Source organism: Pantoea coffeiphila (assembly GCF_016909495.1).
Classification (GTDB): domain Bacteria; phylum Pseudomonadota; class Gammaproteobacteria; order Enterobacterales; family Enterobacteriaceae; genus Erwinia; species Erwinia coffeiphila.
This window is the reverse complement of sequence record NZ_JAFBFW010000006.1, coordinates 40790-60914: the sequence shown is the minus strand read 5'-3', so window position 1 is coordinate 60914 and position 20125 is coordinate 40790. Positions and strand designations below refer to the sequence as shown.

Below are 20125 nucleotides of genomic sequence, written 5' to 3'. Positions count from 1 at the left end.
CATGAGGTAAAGGATAAGCTTGTCACTCTTTCTTTAAAAATGAATAATAATGAAAGTTATTTACTCAAATTGAGAATGATATGGATCTGACCCAGCTGGATGTCTTCCGTGCGATTGCCGAAGAGGGCAGCATTACCGCTGCCGCCGACAGGCTGCACCGCGTGCCGTCAAATATCTCTACCCGCCTGCGCCAGCTGGAAGAAGAGCTGGGCTGCGAACTGTTCCGCCGGGAAAAACTGCGGCTGCATATTACCGACAGCGGCCGCACGCTGCTGGACTACGCCCGGCGCATTCTGGCGCTGGCCGATGAGGCGAAGCTGAGCGTTTCCGGCCAACATCCCAGCGGCGTCTTTACCCTGGGCGCGATTGAAAGCACTGCTGCCGTGCGCCTGCCGCCGCTGATTGCCCGCTACCATCAGCAGTGGCCGCAGGTGGAGCTGGATCTCTCCACCGGGCCTTCCGGCGATATGATTGACGGGATTTTCTCCGGCCGCTACAGCGCGGCGTTCGTCGACGGGCCGCCGAAGCATCCGCAGCTGGAGGGCGTTCCGGCCTTCAGCGAAGAGCTGGTGCTGATCGGCGCGCTGAATCATCCACCGGTGCCGGATGCCGCCAGCATTTCCGGCTCAACGATTTACGCCTTCCGCGCCAACTGCTCCTATCGGCGGCTGTTTGAAAACTGGTTCGCGCGGGAGAATGCCGTGCCGGGAAAGATTTTCGAAATGGAGTCCTATCACGGCATTCTCGCCTGCGTCAGCGCGGGCGCGGGGCTGGCGCTGATCCCGGCCAGTATGCTGGAGAGTATGCCGGGGCGCGACAGCGTCCAGGCCTGGCCGCTGGGTGGAGGGATGGGCAATATTGAAATCTGGCTGGTGTGGCGCAAGGGCACACACTCAGCCAGTTTAAAAGCGATGAGCGAAATGCTGCAACCGCCGGGCGCTAGCCGGTCTCCTGCTGCCCTGCCGTCAGCGCGTGGAAGCGTCGTTTGAAGTAAATCAGCCCGTCACCGGATGCCGCCAGCCAGATATGGCGGATCTCCACCAGGTACATCTGGTGTGTGCCCAGCGTCTGCACCTGAGCAATCTGGCCTTCCAGACTGGCCAGCGCCTCATTCAATATCGGCTGCCCGAGACTGCCCTCCCGCCATCCCTCCAGCAGAAAACGATCCGCCATCGGCAGCTCGGTCATCCCGGCAAAGTGGCGGGCCATCTCTTCCTGCCGGTGGTTCAGTACGTTAATACACATTCTTTCGTTCTGGCGAAACACCGGATTCATCGCGCTTTTGCTGTTAACACACACCAGCAGCGTGGGCGGCGAATCGGTAATCGAACACACAGCGGTGGCGGTAATCCCACAGCGCCCTGCCGGGCCCTCGGTGGTGACAATATTCACCGCCGCAGGCAGGTTTGCCATCGCATCGCGAAAACGCAGGCGATGTTGGTTGTCATCGGACATGGTGGCTTCTCCTTATTTCAGCAGGCTGTCGAGCTGGTTAATATCGTGGTTGTTATGCAGGTGCGGCACCGTCCAGCCGTGGCGGTCATAGTCGGCCAGGCAGCGATCAACCAGCGTCATCATGCCGTTCATTGCTCCGGATTTCTGCGCGTGCTGCAGGCACTGCATGCGCACCAGATCCTGGCTGCCCGCGTAGTTCAGCTCGTACAACTCATGGCGGCCGCCAAACTCGCTGCCCATCGCATCCCACATCAGCTTAAGGATTTTGATGCGCTGTTCGTGATCGATGCCGTTGGAACCGCGAACAAAGCGTGCCAGATAGCCGTCGATTTCCGGGTTTTGCAGATCGCGCACGCTGGACGGCAGATAGATCAGGCCGCTGGCGACGTTGCACTCAATGATGTTTTTGATCTTGGCCCAGGCGATCGGCGCCATCACCCGATAGGTCTGCATCGCCTGCATATCCGGCAGGTATGCGCCGTTGATCCAGTGGGTGGATTCCGCGCACATCGCGTCGCTCAGCGACCAGAACAGGTTACGCCAGGCCACCACTTCGCCCAGCGCCGCCTGCACGCCGCGAAACTCCAGTACGCCGGTACACTCCAGGCTTTTTTGCAGCAGCGCGGTGATGAAATCCAGCTTCACCGCCAGCCGGACGCAGGCCTGCATTGGGTACAACCGCACGAACCCGCCCTCAAAATACCAGCGGCGGCAGCGGTCAAAATCCCGGTAAACCAGCACGTTCTCCCACGGGATCAGCACCTTGTCCATCACCAGAATGGCATCGTTCTCGTCAAAACGGCTGGAAAGCGGGTAATCAAACGGCGATCCGGTTGCGCCAGCCGTCAGCTCGTAGGAGGCGCGGGAAATCAGCTTCACGCCGTCAGCATCCATCGGGGCGACAAACATCAGTGCAAAATCCGGGTTATCGCCCATCACCTGTGCCGATCCAAAGCCGATAAAGTTGTAGTGAGTCAGCGCGGAGTTGGTCGCCACCACTTTGGCGCCGCTGACGATAATGCCCGCATCCGTCTCTTTTTCCAGCTTGATGTAAACGTCTTTCACCTCGTCGGCGGGCTTATTGCGGTCGATAGGCGGGTTAACGATGGCGTGATTGAAATAGAGGCCGGATTCCTGAATGCGTTTGTACCAGCTGCGCGCGTTCGCGGCGTATTCACCGTAAAAATCAGGATTGGCGCCCAGCGCGCTGCCGAATGCCGCTTTGTAGTCCGGGGTGCGCCCCATCCAGCCGTAGCTGTAGCGCGACCAGTCGGCGATGGCATCGCGCTGCTGGCGGATTTCTTCAACGGAGCGGGCGTAGCGAAAGAAGCGATGAGTATAGCCGCCGTTGCCGGTATCGGTGTTCCAGCACAGCCTGTCGTGGCTTTCCGGCGCGTGCAGCGCATCGTATAAGCCGGCAACGGAGGCAGCGGCGTTACGAAAGGCAGGATGAGTGGTCACATTCTTCACCCGCTTGCCGTAGATATAAATTTCACGCCCGTCATCCAGGCTCTTCAGGTACTCACTGCCGGTAAAGGGGCGGGTCGTTTCGGCACGATAATCTTCTGGCTTCATAGTAACCTCTTCTGTTTCGGAGAAACGCAGTGGCCGTAAATCGCCACTGTTGTTAATGAATTGTTTTTTCTTTGTTGAGATTTAAGCGTGGTAGCGCAGAAGGAGGAAGAGACGAATCAGGCCATCACCGGTACTTTTCAGCAATGAACCCGGTCTTGAATGAAAACGTGAACGCGCTCGCAAAACCGGGGAATTACAGCCTATCGTCGGCGATATTCACTGGGAGAACAGCCTTCAAGACGATGAAAGAAACGAGCGAAATAGGCGGGATCTTTGTATCCGAGCTGCCAGGCAATCTGGTGAACGCTGGAGGTGCTGAACAACAGCATTCGGCGGGCTTCACGCATCACCCTTTCAAAGATCAGGCGCTTGGGCGGCAGGTTCGCCAGCCGACGACACAGTTCGTTCAGGCGCGATTCACTGATCCCCAGCTCATGGGCATAGTCCGGTACGGTACGATGCTCGCGGTATTTTTCGTTAACCATCTGGTTGAAACGCTGAAAAAGCCGCATTTCACCCCGCACGCTGACGTTACCGCTGTCGTGCAGATCGGCTTCGCGCAGTACCAGGGTAAACAGGCTTTGTGCCAGCAGCCTGAGTTGGGTTTGTCGGCCGCTTAGCTGGGAAGAAAACTCCTGCACGATCAGCGGCCAGAGCCTGTCCAGCGCCTCCCGCGTTTGGGGGCGCGAGGCCAGCGACAGGCAGAAGCCGGGAATATCCAGCGACTCGCGGCTGCCGGGCCACAGCGCCTGCATCAGCGGCCAGATCAGCTCCTGGCGCACGGTCAAAACGTGGCCGTCGCTGTCGCTTTCGGTGTTGAAGGCGTGCGGCACCGACGGCGGCGTCAGCACAAACAGCGGAGCCTGTAGCGAGTAATGATGCTCATCCAGCTGCAGCTCCATTTTTCCGCTGGTCAGATAGTGCAGCTGAAAAAATCGATCGTGCCAGTGCGGGCGCATATCGCGGCCGAAGAATGCCGCCAGCCCGGAAAACGTCGCATAGTGGACGTCTTCATCGGCATACTGTCGGTCGTCGTACTGTTGACTGATATTGATATTTTCCATCATCGTTACTCCGTCCATGATTATGATTTCACCGCCGCCCTGTTCAGCGGATCCCGCTGAATGGCCACCTCGCGCTGCATCGGTATTCGCCAGACCACCGCCGCGCCCAGCAGTAGCAGCGCCGCCATCAGCCACAGCCCGCTGTTAAAACTGCCGGTCATGTCGTGCAGAATGCCGATAAACAGCGGGCTGCAGGCGGAGCCGATATTGCCCACCGCGTTAATAACCGCAATCGCCAGCGCTCTGGCCCGCAGCCCGATAGCCCGATCGGGCGTCGTCCAGAAGATCGCCATCGCGCTGAAGGAACCCATCGAGGCCATCACGATGCCGCCAAGCTGTAGCAGAGGATGTGACGTTGCCGACGCCAGCAGCCAGCCCGCTGCCGCAAACAGGAACGGCAGCAGCGTGTGATACTTACGCTCGTGGCGGCGGTCGGAACGGCGGCTCCACCAAATCATGGCGAAAATAGTGCACAGCTGCGGCACGGCGGCCAGCAGTCCAATAACGATATTGCTGCTGTGCTGGTTAAAGCTTTGCAGGATTTGAGGCGTCCAGATATTAATCGCGCTCAGCGTGTTGGTCAGGCAGAAATAGGCAAGGGTATACAGCAGCACTATCGGGGTCAGCACCTGTCGCCACAGCGGTCTGCCGTTTTCCGCCTGCGGCTGCACGTTTTGCTGACGATCGCGCTCGAGCATCGCCGCCAGCGCGGTTTTCTCCTCCGCGGTCAGCCAGCGGGCTTTTGCTGGGGCATCGTCAAGGAAGAACCAGACCAGTACGCCCAGCAGCACGGAAGGGGCACCCTCCAGCAAAAACAGCCACTGCCAGCCGCGTAAATTCAGCAGCCCGTCCAGCGCCAGAATGTAGCCGGAGACCAGCGACCCCAGCATCATGGTGACCGGCATGGCGATCATAAACAGCGCGTTCGCCCGGGCGCGATAAACCGCCGGGAACCAGTGGGTCAGGTAAACCAGAATACCGGGCAGGAAGCCCGCTTCGGTAATGCCAACGATCATGCGTAGCACATACAGCGAGGTCGGACCGGTGGCAAACAGGGTACAGGTCGAAGCGATACCCCACGCCACCATAATGGTCGCAATCCAGCGCCGTGCGCCGATCATACCCAGCATCACATTGCTGGGTATGCCGCACAGCACGTAGGTGACGTAAAACAGCGTAGCCGCCAGGCCAAACATGGTGGAGGTCAGACCGAGGTCCTGGCCCATGGTCAGCCCGGCAAAGCCTATGTTAATCCGGTCAAGAAAGGAGAAGACAAACAGGATAAAGAGAAACACGATCGGGCGACGAAACAGTTTACGAATCACGTTCTGTTCAATGGCGGACAGTGATGTCCCCCTTTCTGACTGAATTAACGAGGTCATAGCACATCTCCGCAGGTTAATAACCGCTCTGTTGTTGCCCGCCGTGGCTGACCGGTTCGCGAATAAACTTCGCCGCCAGTGCCTCTGCCGTTCGCGCCAGCAGGGTAGTATCCACACCCACGGCCACGAACAGCGCCCCCAGTTCCAGGTAGTGGCGGGCCAGGGCTTCGTCAGCCATCAGGATCCCCGGTGCTTTTCCGGCGGCGCGGATGGTTTTTATCGCCCCGGCGATCGCCGCCTGCACCTGTGGATGGCGCGGGTCACCGGCGAAGCCCATATCGGCGCTCAGATCCGCCGGACCGATAAACACGCCGTCAATACCGTCAACGGCAAGGATTTCGTTCAGGTTCTCAACGCCTTTGCGCGTTTCAATCTGCACCAGCGTGCAGATTTGTTCCCCGGCGTGTTGCAGGTAGTCGGGAACACGGTTCCAGCGCGAGGCGCGTGCCAGCGCGCTGCCAACGCCACGGATGCCCTGCGGGGGATAGTGGCAAGCGCGCACCGCCGCCCTCGCCTCCTCCGCGCTTTGTATCATCGGGATCAGCAGCGTCTGCGCACCTACGTCCAGCAGCTGTTTGATCAGCACCGGGTCGTTCCATGCCGGCCGCACCACCGGCTGGCTGTCGTAGGGCGCAATTGCCTGCAGCTGGCCGAGCACCGTTCGCAGGTCGTTAGGGGCATGTTCACCGTCAATAAGCAGCCAGTGGAATCCCGCTCCGGCCAGCAGCTCGGCGCTGTAAGAATTTGCCAGCCCCAGCCACAGTCCAATCTGCGGCGTTTTCTGCCGCAGCGCCTGCTTGAAAATGTTGTTTGTCATCATCGTTCCTCAGATAAAACGGCAGCCAATAGCGCCCATCACGCCATAATCAACGTGGAAGGTATCGCCCCTGCGCGCCGCCACCGGGCGGGTAAACGAACCGCTGAGGATCACCTGCCCCGCTTCCAGCTGCACCTCGTGCGCGGCCAGCTTGTTAGCCAGCCACGCCACGCCGTTTGCCGGATGATTCAGTACCCCGGCCGCCACGCCGGACTCTTCAATCACCCCGTTGCGATACATCAGCGCGCTGACCCAGCGCAGATCCAGCGCATCCACTCTGACCGCCCGGCCGCCCATCACCACGCCCGCGTTGGCGGCGTTGTCGGAGATGGTGTCGAAGACCTTGCGCGGGCGCTGGCTCTGCGGGTCGATCTGATGACAGCGGGCATCGATGATTTCCAGCGCGGGAATGACGTAATCCGTCGCATTCAGGACGTCAAACAGCGTGCATCCCGGCCCGCGCAGCGGTTTTGCCAGCACAAACGCCAGTTCCACCTCCACGCGCGGCACGATAAAGCGATCCAGCGGGATATCGCTGCCCTCGCTGAAAAACATATCGTCCAGCAGCGCACCGTAGTCCGGCTCATCAATCTGCGAGCTGGCCTGCATGGCTTTCGAGGTCAGGCCGATTTTGTGCCCCTTCAGTTCGCGGCCTTCGGCAATTTTCTTCGCCACCCAGCGGCGCTGAATGGCGTAGGCGTCTTCAATCGTGATATCGGGATGCGCCAGCGACGGCTGGCGGATCTGTTCACGGTTTTTCTCGGCCTGATGGAGTTCGGCTGCCAGCCGATCCAGCGTGGCGTCATTTAGCATCGGGTTTTCCTTTTTCATCCGGTTCAAACAGGGCATGTACATTGTTCTGTTTGAAGTTCAGCTGCGGATGCAGCTCTTCCACCGCCAGCGACAGCGCCAGATAGCGCTCGGCCATCAGCGCCGCGAAATGGCGTTTGATCAGTGCAAACAGCGCCATCATGACCGGCTGTAGCTGTTCGAGGCTGCGGCCGTGGCCGATTTTCAGCGTCATATGCACAAAGGCGTAATCCCGTTTGCCGTCGGCCATCTGCCAGCAGTCAATCCAGTGCGCCCGGCTGCGGATGCCGCCGAGCGGAAACAGCCCGCTGTCGGCCAGATGCTGATTTACCGCCGCAAACAGGCGTGGCAGCTCGGCCTGCTGGCGGATATTGTCGGTACACTCCACGATAAAATGCGGCATAGCGCCTCCGGTGTTTACAGCGTGTTGCCGAGCTTAAAGCCCTGCTCAACGTCGCCCTTGCGGGTATAGGAAAAACCGTCCGCGCCGATGGTCACCGCCAGCTCGCTGGGGTCGCTGCGCTCAACAACCGGCTGCGGTTTACCGTCCAGATCCAGCACCAGCGAACCGTCGGTGTACCAGCTCGGGACCACCGGGTTGCCCCACCAGTCGCGGCGCTGGTTGTCGTGCACGTCCCAGCTGACCAGCGGGTTGTCCGGGTCACCGGTGTAGTAGTCCTGGGTGTAGATTTCGATGCGGTGGCCGTCCGGGTCGCGAAGGTAGAGGTAAAAGGCGTTAGAGACGCCGTGACGGCCCGGCCCGCGTTCGATCAGGTCGGATTTACGCAGCGCGCCCAGCTTGTCGCAGATCGACAGGATGTTGTGTTTTTCATGGGTCGAGAAGGCAATATGGTGCATGCGCGGCCCGGCCCCGCCGGTCATTGCCGTATCGTGCACCGTCGGTTTTCGCCGCATCCAGGCGGCATACACCACACCTTTATCGTCGCGAATATCCTCGGTTACCCGGAAACCCAGCCCCTGGATATACTCCACCGCCAGCGGCACATCGGGGGTAATCTGATTAAAGTGGTCCAGCCTGACCAGCGCGCCCGGCGTGTAGAGATCGTAGCGCCAGGCAAGGCGGTCCACGTGCTGTACGTCGTAGAAGAACTCGCAGGGGAAACCGAGCGGATCTTCTACGCGCACGGAATCGCCGATGCCTTTAACGAAGCCGCCCGCGCGCCGTTCCGTCCGGCATCCCAGCGATTTAAACCAGGCTTCTGCTTTGTCCACATCCTGCGGGCTGCGCACCCGATATGAGAAAGCGGCCACGGCGGCGACCGGCCCTTCCCGCAGCACCAGGTTATGGTGGATAAACTCTTCCATCGTGCGCAGATACAGCGTATGACTGTCCTCTTCCGTCACCTGCAGGCCCAGAATATCGACATAAAATTCGCGGGCGGCCTGCAAGTCTGTCACCTGTATTTCCATATAAGCGCAGCGCAGAATATCCGGCACGGGCAAGGATGATGTGATGGTTTTATTGCTCATAATGCGGCTCTCTTGTGATGTGAACTGGCAGCGCGCACCGAACGTTGCTTCGTGCGGCTGCCCTCGTAAAAGTTGAACAGCCTAGACGCCCCATTTCGGGATCGGATGATCGCCAAACGAAATACAGACGTTCTTCATTTCGGCAAACACCTCAAAGCTGTATTCGCCGCCTTCGCGCCCGGTGCCGGAAGCCTTAACGCCGCCAAACGGCTGGCGCAAATCGCGCACGTTTTGCGTGTTTACAAACACCATGCCGGCTTCGATACTGCGCGCCAGACGCATGACCTTGCTGACGTCCTGGGTCCAGATGTAGGACGCCAGGCCGTACTCCACGTCGTTGGCCAGCCGCAGTCCCTCCTCCTCATCACGGAACGGGATCAGGCAGGCCACCGGCCCGAATATCTCCTCCTGCGCCACGCGCATGCGGTTGTCGACATCTGCCAGCACCGTGGGCCGCAGGAAGTGCCCCTGCTCCAGCCCCGCCGGTTTATCCGGCCCGCCTGCCAGCAGCGTGGCCCCCTCTTCAACACCGAGGCGGATATAGCCGGAGACTTTTTCCCAGTGCTGCTGGCTAATCAGCGCACCAACCTGGGTTTTCGGGTCAGTGGGGTCGCCCACAATCAGCCGCGAGGCCCGTTCGGCGAAGCGGCGGACGAACTCGGGATAGATACTCTGCTGGATGAAAATGCGTGAACCGGCGGTGCAGCGTTCGCCGTTAAGCGAGAAGATGGTAAACAGCGCAGCGTCCATTGCCCGCTCAATGTCAGCATCCTCAAATATCAGCACCGGGGATTTGCCACCCAGCTCCATGGAAAACTTCTTCAGCCCGGCGTTTTTGATAATGTTGCGCCCGGTCACCGTACCGCCGGTAAACGACACCGCCCGCACATCGTGATGGCGCACCAGCGCATCTCCCGCCGTGGCCCCAAAACCCTGCACCACGTTCAGTACACCCGGCGGGATGCCCGCCTCCAGCGCCAGCTGACCGAGGCGATCCGCACTGAGCGGCGACAGTTCGGACATTTTCAGCACCGCGGTATTGCCCAGCGCCAGGCACGGTGCCACCTTCCAGGTGGCGGTCATAAACGGCACGTTCCACGGCGATACCAGCGCACAAACCCCCACCGGCTGTACCAGGGTGTAGTTGAGCATTTTGTCGTCAACCGGATAGCTGCGGCCGTTCATCTGCTGGCAGATCTCGGCGAAAAACTCAAAGTTGTGTGACGCGCGCGGGATCAGCACATTGCGGGTCTGATGAATGGGCAATCCGGTATCCGCCGTTTCCAGCGCGGCGATCTCCGGTACATCCCGGTCGATGAGTTCCCCCAGGCGGCGCATCAGCCGTGCGCGCGCTTTCATCGGCGTGTTAGCCCACTTCGGGAAGGCGACTTTTGCTGCGGCGACCGCCTCGGCGATCTCCTGCTCTCCGCCGGAGGCTACCTCCGCCAGCACCTCGCCGGTCGCCGGATTGCGGGTGGTGAAATAGTCGCTGCTGGCAACGTTTCTGCCGTTGATCCAGTGGTTAATCTTGTTCATTTCAGGCTGTCCTCAAACTGTTGTTCACTGACAATGCGGTTGGTCAGGCGGCCGACCCCTTCGATCTCCACCACGACTTCATCCCCCGGCCTGACGTCGGCCAGCCCTTTCGGCGTACCGGTAGCGATCATGTCGCCCGGCTGCAGGGTGAGGAATTCACTGAGCCAGGCAATCAGAAACGGGATATCGAACACCATGTCGCGGGTATTACCGCTCTGGCGCAGCTCGCCGTTGACGAAGGTTTTCAGCGCGAGGTTATGCGGATCGGGCAGCGCCGATGGCCGCACGATGGCTTCGCGCAGCGGGGTCAGCGTGTCGCGGCTTTTCACTCGCAGATTGGGGCGGTAGTAGTTTTCCAGGTAATCGCGCACCGCGTAGTCGTTGCACAGGGTGTAACCGGCAACGTAGTCCAGCGCGTTTTCGCGGCTGACGTGGCGGGCGGTTTTCCCCATCACCACCACCAGCTCCCCTTCGTAATGCATGTATTCCACGTTGTCGGGGCGCACGGAAACGCTGTGATCGCCGGTCAGGGTGTTTGCCGCTTTGATAAACACCAGCGGCTCTTCCGGTGCTTTAAAATCCAGTTCGCTGGCGTGATCGGCGTAGTTCAATCCGAGGGCAAACAGCGTGGGCTGGCCGGAGAGCTGTTCCACCGGCGGTGCGCTGTCGCTGAAGCGGTTACTCAGTTCGGGCAGACCGGCCGCTTTGATCGTCACCACGTCACCCGCATGGATGGCTACCCGCTGCTGCGGGGTGCCCAGCAGAATGACGTCGCCCGGTTGCAGGGTGGCGAATTCACTGAGTGCAGCAATCAGTTCGGCGGCACCGCGCCTGAGATCGGCGGTGTTCCAGTGGTCGCGGACTTCGCCGTTCACCTCGGTGATAATTTGCAGTGCGCTGACGTCGGGCAGCACCACCGCCTCTCCGATCGGGCAAAAACCGTCGCGGCACTTTGCCTTGATCGCCGGGCGGTAAAAGCTCTCTTCCGCCAGGCTCAGCTCATTAGCCAGTGCGTAACCGGCAATCACCTCGCGCGCCTTTTCCGCGCTCACTTTGCGCGCCGATTTGCCAATCACTACGGCCAGCGTTGCGCCGCTGTAGACCTGCTCGCCGGCGGGCAGACCGACAGTGTCCCGATGGCTGCGCCAGGTATTGCGCGGTTTGATAAACCATACCGGATGCTGCGGCGGGTGTTGATAAGGAGGCTGTTGGAACGCTGCTGCCCAGGCCTCAATCTGCGACTGATGATTGAGTGCAGCTGCAAATACCGTTCTTTTCATCTCTGATCCTCAATGGCAAGCAATTCGTTAACATATTAATGAAATCAGAATTACTCGCTAAAGAAGTACAGATCAACATCAGTTTTCCGGCTTGTGACGTGATTAACAAAAAAATAACACTTACAAAAAAACACCTACATTTCATTAAATTGAAAAGTACAAGGCGATAAATGGAAAGTACATGACCGGGAGGAATTCAGCGGAAAATGCATTTATGTTACTATTAATGAAACCTTTAAAATTGACTAGCGTGGAGCCGTATGCACGAATCTCTGACCATCGCCCTTTTACAGGCGCGGGAAACCGCCATGGGTTACTTTCGCCCGATCCTCAATCGCTACGGACTGACCGAGCAGCAGTGGCGCATCGTGCGTATTCTGGCTGAAGTCACTACTCTGGATTTCCACGAACTGGCCGAGCGGGCCTGCATTCTGCGCCCCAGCCTGACCGGCATACTGACTCGTCTGGAGCGCGACGGGCTGGTATCACGCCTTAAACCGGTGAACGATCAGCGCAAGCTGGTGGCCGCGCTGACCCCGGAAGGGCTGGCACTGTACAACAAAGCCCGGCTGGAAATTGATGAAGGCTACCGTCAGATTGAACAGCAGTTTGGCAAAGAGAGAATGATCCAGCTGCAGCAGCTGCTGGATGCGTTTAACCAGTTACAGCCCTGACCAGCGGCGGGCAACGTCGAAAAGCGCTTGCGCTGACTGCGTTCTTTTGCAGCGGCCGCAGCGCTGCTGATGGCGCAGGTACCACCACGGATTGACGAGTTGAAATAGACGTAAAGGTAACGGGTCAGAGGTTAACGCTGAAGCTGCGTCCTGTTAAGCACGGGTGTTACGTCATTGCTTGTGAGCTCAGGCGATGCGTCACCCCCTTCAAAGCGAGGGGGTGACTTTTTTTACGCGATTACTTCACGCAGGTGTCGCACTGATTGTGGATCTGCTGGAAGAAGTCGTTGCCTTTATCATCGACCAGGATAAAGGCCGGGAAGTTTTCGACTTCAATTTTCCAGATAGCCTCCATACCCAACTCAGGGTATTCGACGCACTCCAGACTTTTAATACTCTGCTGCGCCAGCACCGCAGCCGGGCCGCCGATACTGCCGAGGTAGAAGCCGCCGTGTTTCTGGCAGGCATCCGTCACCTGCTGACTGCGGTTGCCCTTCGCCAGCATGATCATACTGCCGCCGTTGGCCTGCAGCAGGTCAACATAGGAGTCCATGCGCCCGGCGGTGGTCGGCCCCAGCGAACCGGAGGCATAGCCCTCCGGCGTTTTGGCCGGACCCGCATAGTACACCGGGTGATCCTTAATGTACTGCGGCAGCCCTTCGCCGTTATCAATTCGCTCTTTCAGCTTGGCGTGGGCGATATCGCGCCCGACGATAATGGTGCCGCTGAGTGAAAGGCGGGTCGAGACCGGATACTCAGACAGCTGGGCGAGGATCTCCTTCATCGGGCGGTTCAGATCCACCTGCACCACATCGCCCTCGCCCTGCTGGCGCAGTTCTTCCGGTATATACTGGCCCGGATTCTGCTCCATCTTCTCAATCCAGATACCGTCGCGGTTGATTTTCGCCTTGATATTACGGTCGGCGGAGCAGGATACCGCCATCGCCACCGGGCAGGATGCACCGTGGCGCGGCAGGCGGATCACGCGGATATCATGAGCGAAGTATTTACCGCCAAACTGCGCACCCAGCCCCAGCTGCTGCGCCGCCAGCAGCAGCTCCTGCTCCAGCGCCACGTCGCGGAACGCCTGGCCGTGCTCGTTGCCCTCGGTGGGCAGCTGGTCGTAATAGTGGGTCGAGGCCAGCTTCACGGTTTTCAGCGTGCTGTCGGCCGACGTGCCGCCAATCACAAAGGCAATATGGTACGGCGGGCAGGCCGCAGTACCCAGGCTGCGCATTTTCTCGGTAAGGAAGTTTTTCAGTTTACCGGGCGTCAGCAGGGCTTTGGTTTCCTGATAGAGGTAGGTTTTATTGGCCGAGCCGCCGCCTTTGGCCATGCACAGGAACTTATATTCATCACCATCAACGCTGTAGAGATCGATCTGCGCGGGCAGGTTGGTGCCGGTGTTCACCTCACGGTACATATCCAGCGCGGCATTCTGCGAATAGCGCAGGTTGTCTTCGGTGTAGGTGTTGTACACCCCCTGCGCCAGCGCGGCCTCATCGCCGCCGCCGGTCCACACCCGCTGCCCTTTTTTACCCATAATTATCGCCGTACCGGTGTCCTGACAGGTCGGCAGAATGCCCTTGGCGGCAATTTCGGAGTTGCGCAAAAACTGCAGCGCCACGTAGCGGTCATTCTGGCTGGCTTCCGGATCGGCCAGCATCGCGGCCACCTGGCGCTGGTGCGCCGGGCGCAGCATAAAGGAGGCGTCGTGGAAGGCATGCTGCGCCAGCAGCGTCAGCGCCTGCGGTTCCACTTTTAAAATAGACTGACCGTCGAATTCACTGACGGAAACATGATCGCGGGTGAGCAGATAGTATTCGGTATCCTCTTTGGCAAGAGGGAACGGGGTCTGATAATGGAACGGTTTTTTCGACATTTTGCTCTCACTTAATGATAAGTAGCCGCGCAACATCGCTGAACTACCGGCAACGTCACTGGCGATATTTCATTATGGTTTTTATCTGGCCGGCCCGGGGAGAAGCGGGGCCGGCAGGTTTAGTGAGAATGTTATAGGGAGTTGCGGATAATAACCATGACTTCTGTGCCAGATCAGAACATCATCACCATCCACGGATAGCCGATCAGCATCAGTGCGCACAGGAAGAACAGTCCGAAGATGGTGCCCATTCGCCAGTAGTCTTTGGTCGGCAGATAGCCGCTACCGTAATAAATCGGGCTGGGTCCGGTGCCGTACGGCGTGATAATCCCCATTACGCCCAGTGAGGTACACATCATCAGGCAGAATACCGGCATATTGATCCCCGGAATGGAGGCGGCAATGGTCAGCATCGCGGGCAGCAGCGCGGTGGTGTGCGCGGTGGTGCTGGCAAACAGATAGTGCAGCAGATAGAAGGCGATCATCAGTACCACCGCCGACACCTGCGGATCGTAGCCGTGGAGCAGCAGGCCGCCCTGCTTACCCAGCCAGGCGATAAAGCCCACGCGCGCCAGACCGTCGGCCAGCGCCACCAGCGTGGCGAACCAGGCGAAGGTGTTCCACGCCGGTTTGTTGCTGGTGATATCATTCCAGTTCAGCACCCCGGTCCACAGCATCAGTACCACGACCAGCAGCGCGGCCATCGCCGGTTCAATCCAGGCCGTGGCGAAGATCCACATCAGCAGCGCGGACACCACAAACACCAGCAGCAGGATTTCGTTGCGCGACAGCTTGCCGAGTTTTTCCAGTTCGCTGGTGGCCCAGCGCGGCACTTCATCGTTGAACTTCACCTCCGGGGGATAGAGCCAGTAGGCCATCAGCGGCATAGTCAGCAGCAGCAGCACGCCCAGCGGCAGGAAGGCGAGGAACCACATGCCCCAGGAGATATCAAAGCCGATAACGCTTTTCACCAGCGCCAGCGCCAGCAGGTTCGGTGCCAGCGCGGAAAGGAACATCGAGCTGGTGATACAGGCTGCGGTGATCGCCACCCACATCAGGTAAGAGCCGATCTTACGCGCGCTGGGGTCGTTGGGTTTAGAGCCGTACAGCGGCGGCAGGTTGGCGATAATCGGATAGATAGTCCCGCCGCTGCGCGCGGTGTTGGACGGCGTAAACGGGGCCAGCAGCAGGTCGGCAAAGGTGATGGCGTAGCCCAGCGTCAGGCTGCGACGGCCCAGGTATTTCACCAGGATCAGCGCCAGACGACGGCCAAACTGCGTTTTGTCATAGCCTGCGGCAAACATAAACGCACCAAAAATCAGCCACACGGTGGAGTTGCCGAAGCCGCTGACCGCCCACTTAAACGCCTGGGTGGCGGTTTTGAAATTCGGATCGGCCAGTTCCGCCGGGCTGAACAGCACCCACGGACTGAACAAAGCGATGGCCACTACGCCGGTAAGCCCGATCACTGCGCCGGGCAGTGGCTCGAAAATCAGGCCGACAATCACACCAACAAAAATCGCGAAGAAGTGCCATGCATAAGGCTCCAGCCCCTCAGGCACCGGCATCAGTAGCAGCAGTACCGCCACGAGAACGGGCAGGAACATCATAATCAGGCGTTTTTTATTTTCCGTTGCGGCCGGAGGGGCAGCAGCGGTTTCACTAACCGACGATGTCTGTTTCATAGTTTTTATCTGCAGGTTGATGAGTTTGAGTGAAGTATCCACATACTTTATAGCCGATATTCTGTTTATTTTTTAATTTTTTTATGAGGGTAACCCGGGTATCAAGGGAGCCATCCGCCATCAGATAAAATTATGCATTGTTATATTTCGTTTACTTTTGCTATTCCCGCGAAATTAAATGGAAATATTAATATCAATAATAAGGTTTATCTCAACAGAGAAAAACTGTCGTTTACTTTATAGACAATACAGTTCACGCAACAAAAATAACATATAGGATATTGTTTTTGTTGAAGTTATTTTTATGTATATTGAAAGTTGATTTTTTGTTCTTGTTGGTTAACAATTAATAAATTATTTTATTTTGGCACAGTAATATCTGTTCATTGTTGGTGGTTGAATTTAGAATAAAAAACTATCCACTCGAGTAATTTTATATTCGCCACAGGATGCCGTTAAATCGCTATTTTTTAAATCGTCGCCTGCAACAGAATTATAAGAATTTTTATTTGGAGCCCACCTGATGAATACGTTAAGCCCTGTTCTTAATCCGCTGACGCTGCCGAACGGCGCCGTGCTGAAAAACCGTCTGTTAATGGCCCCCATGACCACCTGTACCGGCTTTTACGATGGCACGGTCACCAGTGAACTGGTCGAATACTACCGCGATCGCGCGGGCAGCATTGGTACAGTGATCGTTGAGTCCTGCTTTATCGACCCCAAAGGGCCGGCTTTCCCCGGCGCTATCGGCATCGACAGCGATAATAAAATCTCGGGTCTGGCAAAAATTGCCCACGCTATCAAGACCAAAGGCTCCAAGGCCATTTTGCAGATCTATCACGGTGGCCGCATGGTGGAGCCGGAGCTGATCGGCGGAAAAACGCCGGTAGCGCCAAGCGCTATCGCCGCTCCCCGTGAAGGCGCAACGACTCCGCAGGCGCTGACCGCAGAAGAAGTCGACGTGATGATCACTAAGTTCGGCGACGCCGTAAACCGGGCAATCAAAGCCGGGTTTGACGGCGTGGAGCTGCACGGTGCGAATACCTATCTGATCCAGCAGTTCTATTCACCGAACTCCAACCAGCGCGATGATAAATGGGGCGGCAGCCGCGATAATCGCACCCGCTTCCCGCTGGAGGTGCTGGAGATCACCCATAAGATGGTGCGGCGCTTTGCCGACTCCACCTTTATCATCGGCTATCGCTTCTCGCCGGAAGAGCTGGAAGTGCCCGGTATCCGCTTCGACGACACGATGTACCTGCTGGAGAAGCTGGCGGAGCGCGGCATTGACTATGTGCATTTCTCCGTCGGCCAGCTGTTGCGCCCGTCGATTGTTGACCGCGACGATCCCACTCCGCTAATCACCAAATATCTTGCCGCCCGTACGGCGACCCTGGCAAAGGTGCCGGTTATCGGCGTGGGCGGCGTGCTGAATAAAGCTGACGCCGAACTGGCGCTGGAAAAAGGCTTCGATCTGGTGGCGGTGGGTAAAGCCTGCATCGCCTACCCGGACTGGGCCGATCGCATCATTAAAAACGAGCAGCTGGAGCTGTTTATCAACAGCACCCAGCGGGAAGCGCTGAACATTCCTGAACCGCTGTGGCGATTCTCACTGGTGGATGCGATGATCCGCGATGTCAGCTCCGGCGGCCGGAAGTACAAAGCCGGTGTGTACCAGGAGAAAGTGGAAGCCGAAGCGCTGAAGCTGAAAATCAACGTCACGCTGGATACCGACCGTATAACTGACATCGCAATGGTGGCGGATGACTCGCTCGATGTGGACTTCACCACCACCTTTGAGAAGCTGCGTACCCGTATGCTGGTGGCCAACAGCCCCTACGTGGATGCCATCACCGGAGCCACCACCCAGAGTGAGGCACTGAAAAAAGCCGTCTCACGCGCGATGACCACCTCCAGTAAAGAGCACGTGATCGAAGAAGGCGGCAACCCGCAGGCTCCCCAGAGCTACGATGTGGTGGTGATCGGCAGCGGCGGTGCCGGGCTGGCGGCGGCGATCCAGGCCAGCGACGCCGGTGCACACGTGGTGATTATTGAGAAGATGCCGACCATCGGCGGCAACACCATTAAAGCTTCAGTGGGGATGAACGCGGCAGAAACCCACTATCAGCAGCTGAAAGGTATCGAGGACAGCAAAACGCTGTTCTATGACGAAACGCTGAAAGGCGGCAAATTCAAAAACAACCCGGTGCTACTGAAAGAATTCGTTGAGCGGGCACCGGGGGCGATTGAATGGCTGAAGGACAATGACATCGAACTCAGCGACATCACCATCACCGGCGGTATGAGCGTTGAGCGCACCCACCGTCCTGCCGATCGTTCTGCGGTGGGCGGCTTCCTGATTAGCGGCCTGGTAAAAGGCATTAACCAGCGCAATATCGAGGTACTGCTGGAAACCGCCGTGGAAGAGATCCTGCTGGAAAACGGCGTAGTCAGCGGTGTGAAGGTGGTGGACGAATACAACGACACCCGTGTTCTGAATGCCAAAAGCGTGATTGTGGCCACCGGTGGCTTCAGCGCCAACCGGGAAATGGTGGTGAAATATCGCCCTGAGCTGGATGGCTTTGTCACCACCAACCACAAAGGTGCCACCGGCAGCGGCATTGCCATTCTGCAACACATTGGTGCGGGCACGGTCGATATGGGCGAAATTCAGATCCACCCGACCGTAGAGCAAACCACGTCCTACCTGATTTCCGAAGCGATTCGCGGCGGTGGGGCAATTCTGGTCAGCCAGGCGGGCCATCGTTTCTATAACGAGATGGAAACCCGCGACAAGGTCTCGGCGGCGATTATCGCCCTGCCGGAGAAAAGCGCCTGGATAATCTTCGACAATCAGGTGCGCAGTAACAACAAAGCCGCCGATGAGTACATCGCCAAAGGCTTTGTTGTCAGCGCCCCTAGCCCGCACGAGCTGGCGGTGAAATTGAATATGGATCAGGAAACCCTGCAAACCACGCTGGGGCGCTACAACCAGTTCGTTGACCAGCAGAATGATGAGGACTTTGGCCGCACCACCGCGCTGCGCCACCCGCTAAACCAGGCACCGTACTATGCCATCCGCATTGCCCCGGGTGTGCATCACACCATGGGCGGCATCACCATCAATACCGAAACGGCGGTGCTGGATACTCAGCAGCAGCCGATCGGCGGCGCATGGGCGGCGGGTGAAGTGGTCGGCGGCATCCACGGTGCCAACCGGATTGGCGGTAACGCGATTGCCGATATCATCATTTTCGGCACGCTGGCAGGCCGTAACGCCGCCGCCTGGGCGCGGCGCTGACATCCGGTGGACGGGGTATATGCCTTTTCCGCTGTAATGATGGGTTCCCCGATCCTGCTGAAGCTGTTTGAGCACGATGAAGCGCTGGCTCGCGGGGTATTCCGGCTGATTAAACAGCAGGAAAACCGGCTGACCGTGAATCGCCCCCATTCGGAGGTGATGGCGATTAATCATGCGGCGGGCCGCCATCCGGTGGCCGTCAGCCCGCCGGTGTATCAACTGATTAAACGCGCTCACCGGGTCAGCCTGCTGCCCGGTAGCGCATTTAATTTTGCCATTGGCCCGCTGGTCAAGCGCTGGAAAATTGGTTTCCAGGGCAACAGCGTGCCGCCGGAAGATGAAATCAGAGCGTTACTGGCACTGACCCGGCCCGACGGGATGACCCTCGACGATGATAGCCACAGCGTGTTTCTGCATCAGGCCGGTATGGAAATTGACCTCGGGGCGATTGCGAAAGGCTGGATCGCCGATGAAGTGCGAGACTATCTGCGCCAGCAGCAGGTGGATTACGGGCTGATTAACCTCGGTGGCAACATTCAGACGCTCGGCCACCAAACGGAGCGATGCTGGGGCATCGGCCTGAAGCAGCCCTTTGCTGAAGACGGTGCGCTGATTGGCGTAATTAAGGTAATGAACCGATCGGTAGTCACCTCTGGCGTCTATGAGCGTTATTTCGAACTCGGCGGACGGCGCTACCATCATATTCTCGACCCGCGCAGCGGCTATCCGCTGGATAACGAACTGCTCAGCGTGACCGTGATATCGCGAGAGTCGATTGATGGTGATATCTGGACCACGCTGCTATACGGCATGGGCGTGGAAAACAGCCTGATGTATCTGGCAGATACACCGCAGATTGAAGCGATCTTTGTCACCCGCGACCGCCGGGTGATCTGTTCTTCGCAGCGTCAGTTCAGCTTTACCCTGCTGGATGACAGCTATCAGTTGACCACGGTTTCGATCTGACTGCAGCGAGATGTTCCGCACGAAAATAGTGTGAGCCTGCCAAAAAAATGACCAAACGACGTGATAAAACGACTGGCAACGGCGTGCGGGGAATACATGCCTCACGTCACGTTATCGAAATGTTTAAATTGTGTTAAAAACAAAGTTTGGATTAGGGTGAAAAAATGTATTAACCCCCACATCAGGGAGCGATTCAGGGAGAAAATC

The 20125-nt window shown here is 58.1% G+C and carries 16 protein-coding genes; 4 read left to right on the top strand and 12 right to left on the bottom strand.

Annotated features, from left to right (window positions below):
• The first annotated feature begins 80 nt into the window (after positions 1-80).
• Positions 81-989, top strand: coding sequence for a putrescine utilization regulator PtrR (gene ptrR / locus JOE09_RS19085; RefSeq protein ID WP_205066858.1), 909 nt, complete (start codon positions 81-83; stop codon positions 987-989).
• Here ptrR and hpaC read toward each other — a convergent pair.
• The 10 genes from hpaC to JOE09_RS19035 all read right to left on the bottom strand — a co-directional run bounded on the left by hpaC (position 940) and on the right by JOE09_RS19035 (position 11410).
• Complete coding sequence (gene hpaC / locus JOE09_RS19080; protein WP_205066857.1) at positions 940-1455, bottom strand: 4-hydroxyphenylacetate 3-monooxygenase, reductase component; 516 nt, start codon at positions 1453-1455, stop codon at positions 940-942. The two genes, ptrR and hpaC, sit on opposite strands and share 50 nt — an antisense overlap.
• Positions 1456-1467: 12 nt before the next feature.
• Entirely contained in the window at positions 1468-3030 is a 1563-nt protein-coding gene (hpaB, locus tag JOE09_RS19075) for a 4-hydroxyphenylacetate 3-monooxygenase, oxygenase component (RefSeq protein ID WP_205066856.1), read from the bottom strand.
• Positions 3031-3230: 200 nt separating this feature from the next.
• Complete coding sequence (gene hpaA / locus JOE09_RS19070; RefSeq protein WP_420830685.1) at positions 3231-4115, bottom strand: 4-hydroxyphenylacetate catabolism regulatory protein HpaA; 885 nt, start codon at positions 4113-4115, stop codon at positions 3231-3233.
• On the bottom strand, positions 4115-5476 hold the full coding sequence (gene hpaX, locus JOE09_RS19065) for a 4-hydroxyphenylacetate permease (protein ID WP_205066854.1): 1362 nt from the start codon (positions 5474-5476) through the stop codon (positions 4115-4117). Before hpaX ends, hpaA begins: the two co-directional genes overlap by 1 nt.
• A gap of 16 nt (positions 5477-5492) precedes the next feature.
• The gene (gene hpaI / locus JOE09_RS19060; RefSeq protein ID WP_205067131.1) at positions 5493-6293 is read right to left on the bottom strand and encodes a 4-hydroxy-2-oxoheptanedioate aldolase; all 801 of its coding nucleotides are present in this window, start codon (positions 6291-6293) and stop codon (positions 5493-5495) included.
• Between the two features lie 9 nt (positions 6294-6302).
• Positions 6303-7106, bottom strand: a complete 804-nt coding sequence (hpaH, locus tag JOE09_RS19055; RefSeq protein ID WP_205066853.1) for a 2-oxo-hept-4-ene-1,7-dioate hydratase — start codon at positions 7104-7106, stop codon at positions 6303-6305.
• Complete coding sequence (locus JOE09_RS19050) at positions 7096-7506, bottom strand: 5-carboxymethyl-2-hydroxymuconate Delta-isomerase (protein WP_205066852.1); 411 nt, start codon at positions 7504-7506, stop codon at positions 7096-7098. The genes hpaH and JOE09_RS19050 overlap by 11 nt, the downstream gene beginning before the upstream one ends.
• Positions 7507-7520: 14 nt before the next feature.
• On the bottom strand, positions 7521-8594 hold the full coding sequence (hpaD, locus tag JOE09_RS19045) for a 3,4-dihydroxyphenylacetate 2,3-dioxygenase (protein ID WP_205066851.1): 1074 nt from the start codon (positions 8592-8594) through the stop codon (positions 7521-7523).
• 81 nt (positions 8595-8675) lie between these two features.
• Positions 8676-10130, bottom strand: coding sequence for a 5-carboxymethyl-2-hydroxymuconate semialdehyde dehydrogenase (hpaE, locus tag JOE09_RS19040; RefSeq protein WP_205066850.1), 1455 nt, complete (start codon positions 10128-10130; stop codon positions 8676-8678).
• Positions 10127-11410, bottom strand: coding sequence for a fumarylacetoacetate hydrolase family protein (locus JOE09_RS19035; RefSeq protein ID WP_205066849.1), 1284 nt, complete (start codon positions 11408-11410; stop codon positions 10127-10129). Before JOE09_RS19035 ends, hpaE begins: the two co-directional genes overlap by 4 nt.
• Before the next feature lie 260 nt (positions 11411-11670).
• Here JOE09_RS19035 and hpaR point away from each other — a divergent pair, with 260 nt between their 5' ends.
• On the top strand, positions 11671-12084 hold the full coding sequence (hpaR, locus tag JOE09_RS19030; protein WP_205066848.1) for a homoprotocatechuate degradation operon regulator HpaR: 414 nt from the start codon (positions 11671-11673) through the stop codon (positions 12082-12084).
• 238 nt (positions 12085-12322) lie between these two features.
• On the opposite strand, the gene fumA is transcribed toward hpaR, so the two are convergent.
• Both fumA and JOE09_RS19020 read right to left on the bottom strand, forming a co-directional pair.
• On the bottom strand, positions 12323-13966 hold the full coding sequence (gene fumA / locus JOE09_RS19025; protein ID WP_200545044.1) for a class I fumarate hydratase FumA: 1644 nt from the start codon (positions 13964-13966) through the stop codon (positions 12323-12325).
• A gap of 173 nt (positions 13967-14139) precedes the next feature.
• Positions 14140-15651: an anion permease gene (locus JOE09_RS19020; protein WP_205066847.1), complete on the bottom strand. Its 1512-nt coding sequence runs from the start codon at positions 15649-15651 to the stop codon at positions 14140-14142.
• Between the two features lie 523 nt (positions 15652-16174).
• Here JOE09_RS19020 and JOE09_RS19015 point away from each other — a divergent pair.
• Both JOE09_RS19015 and JOE09_RS19010 read left to right on the top strand, forming a co-directional pair.
• The gene (locus JOE09_RS19015; protein ID WP_205066846.1) at positions 16175-18952 is read left to right on the top strand and encodes a flavocytochrome c; all 2778 of its coding nucleotides are present in this window, start codon (positions 16175-16177) and stop codon (positions 18950-18952) included.
• Positions 18953-18988: 36 nt separating this feature from the next.
• The gene (locus JOE09_RS19010) at positions 18989-19918 is read left to right on the top strand and encodes an FAD:protein FMN transferase (RefSeq protein WP_205066845.1); all 930 of its coding nucleotides are present in this window, start codon (positions 18989-18991) and stop codon (positions 19916-19918) included.
• Positions 19919-20125 lie beyond the last annotated feature (207 nt).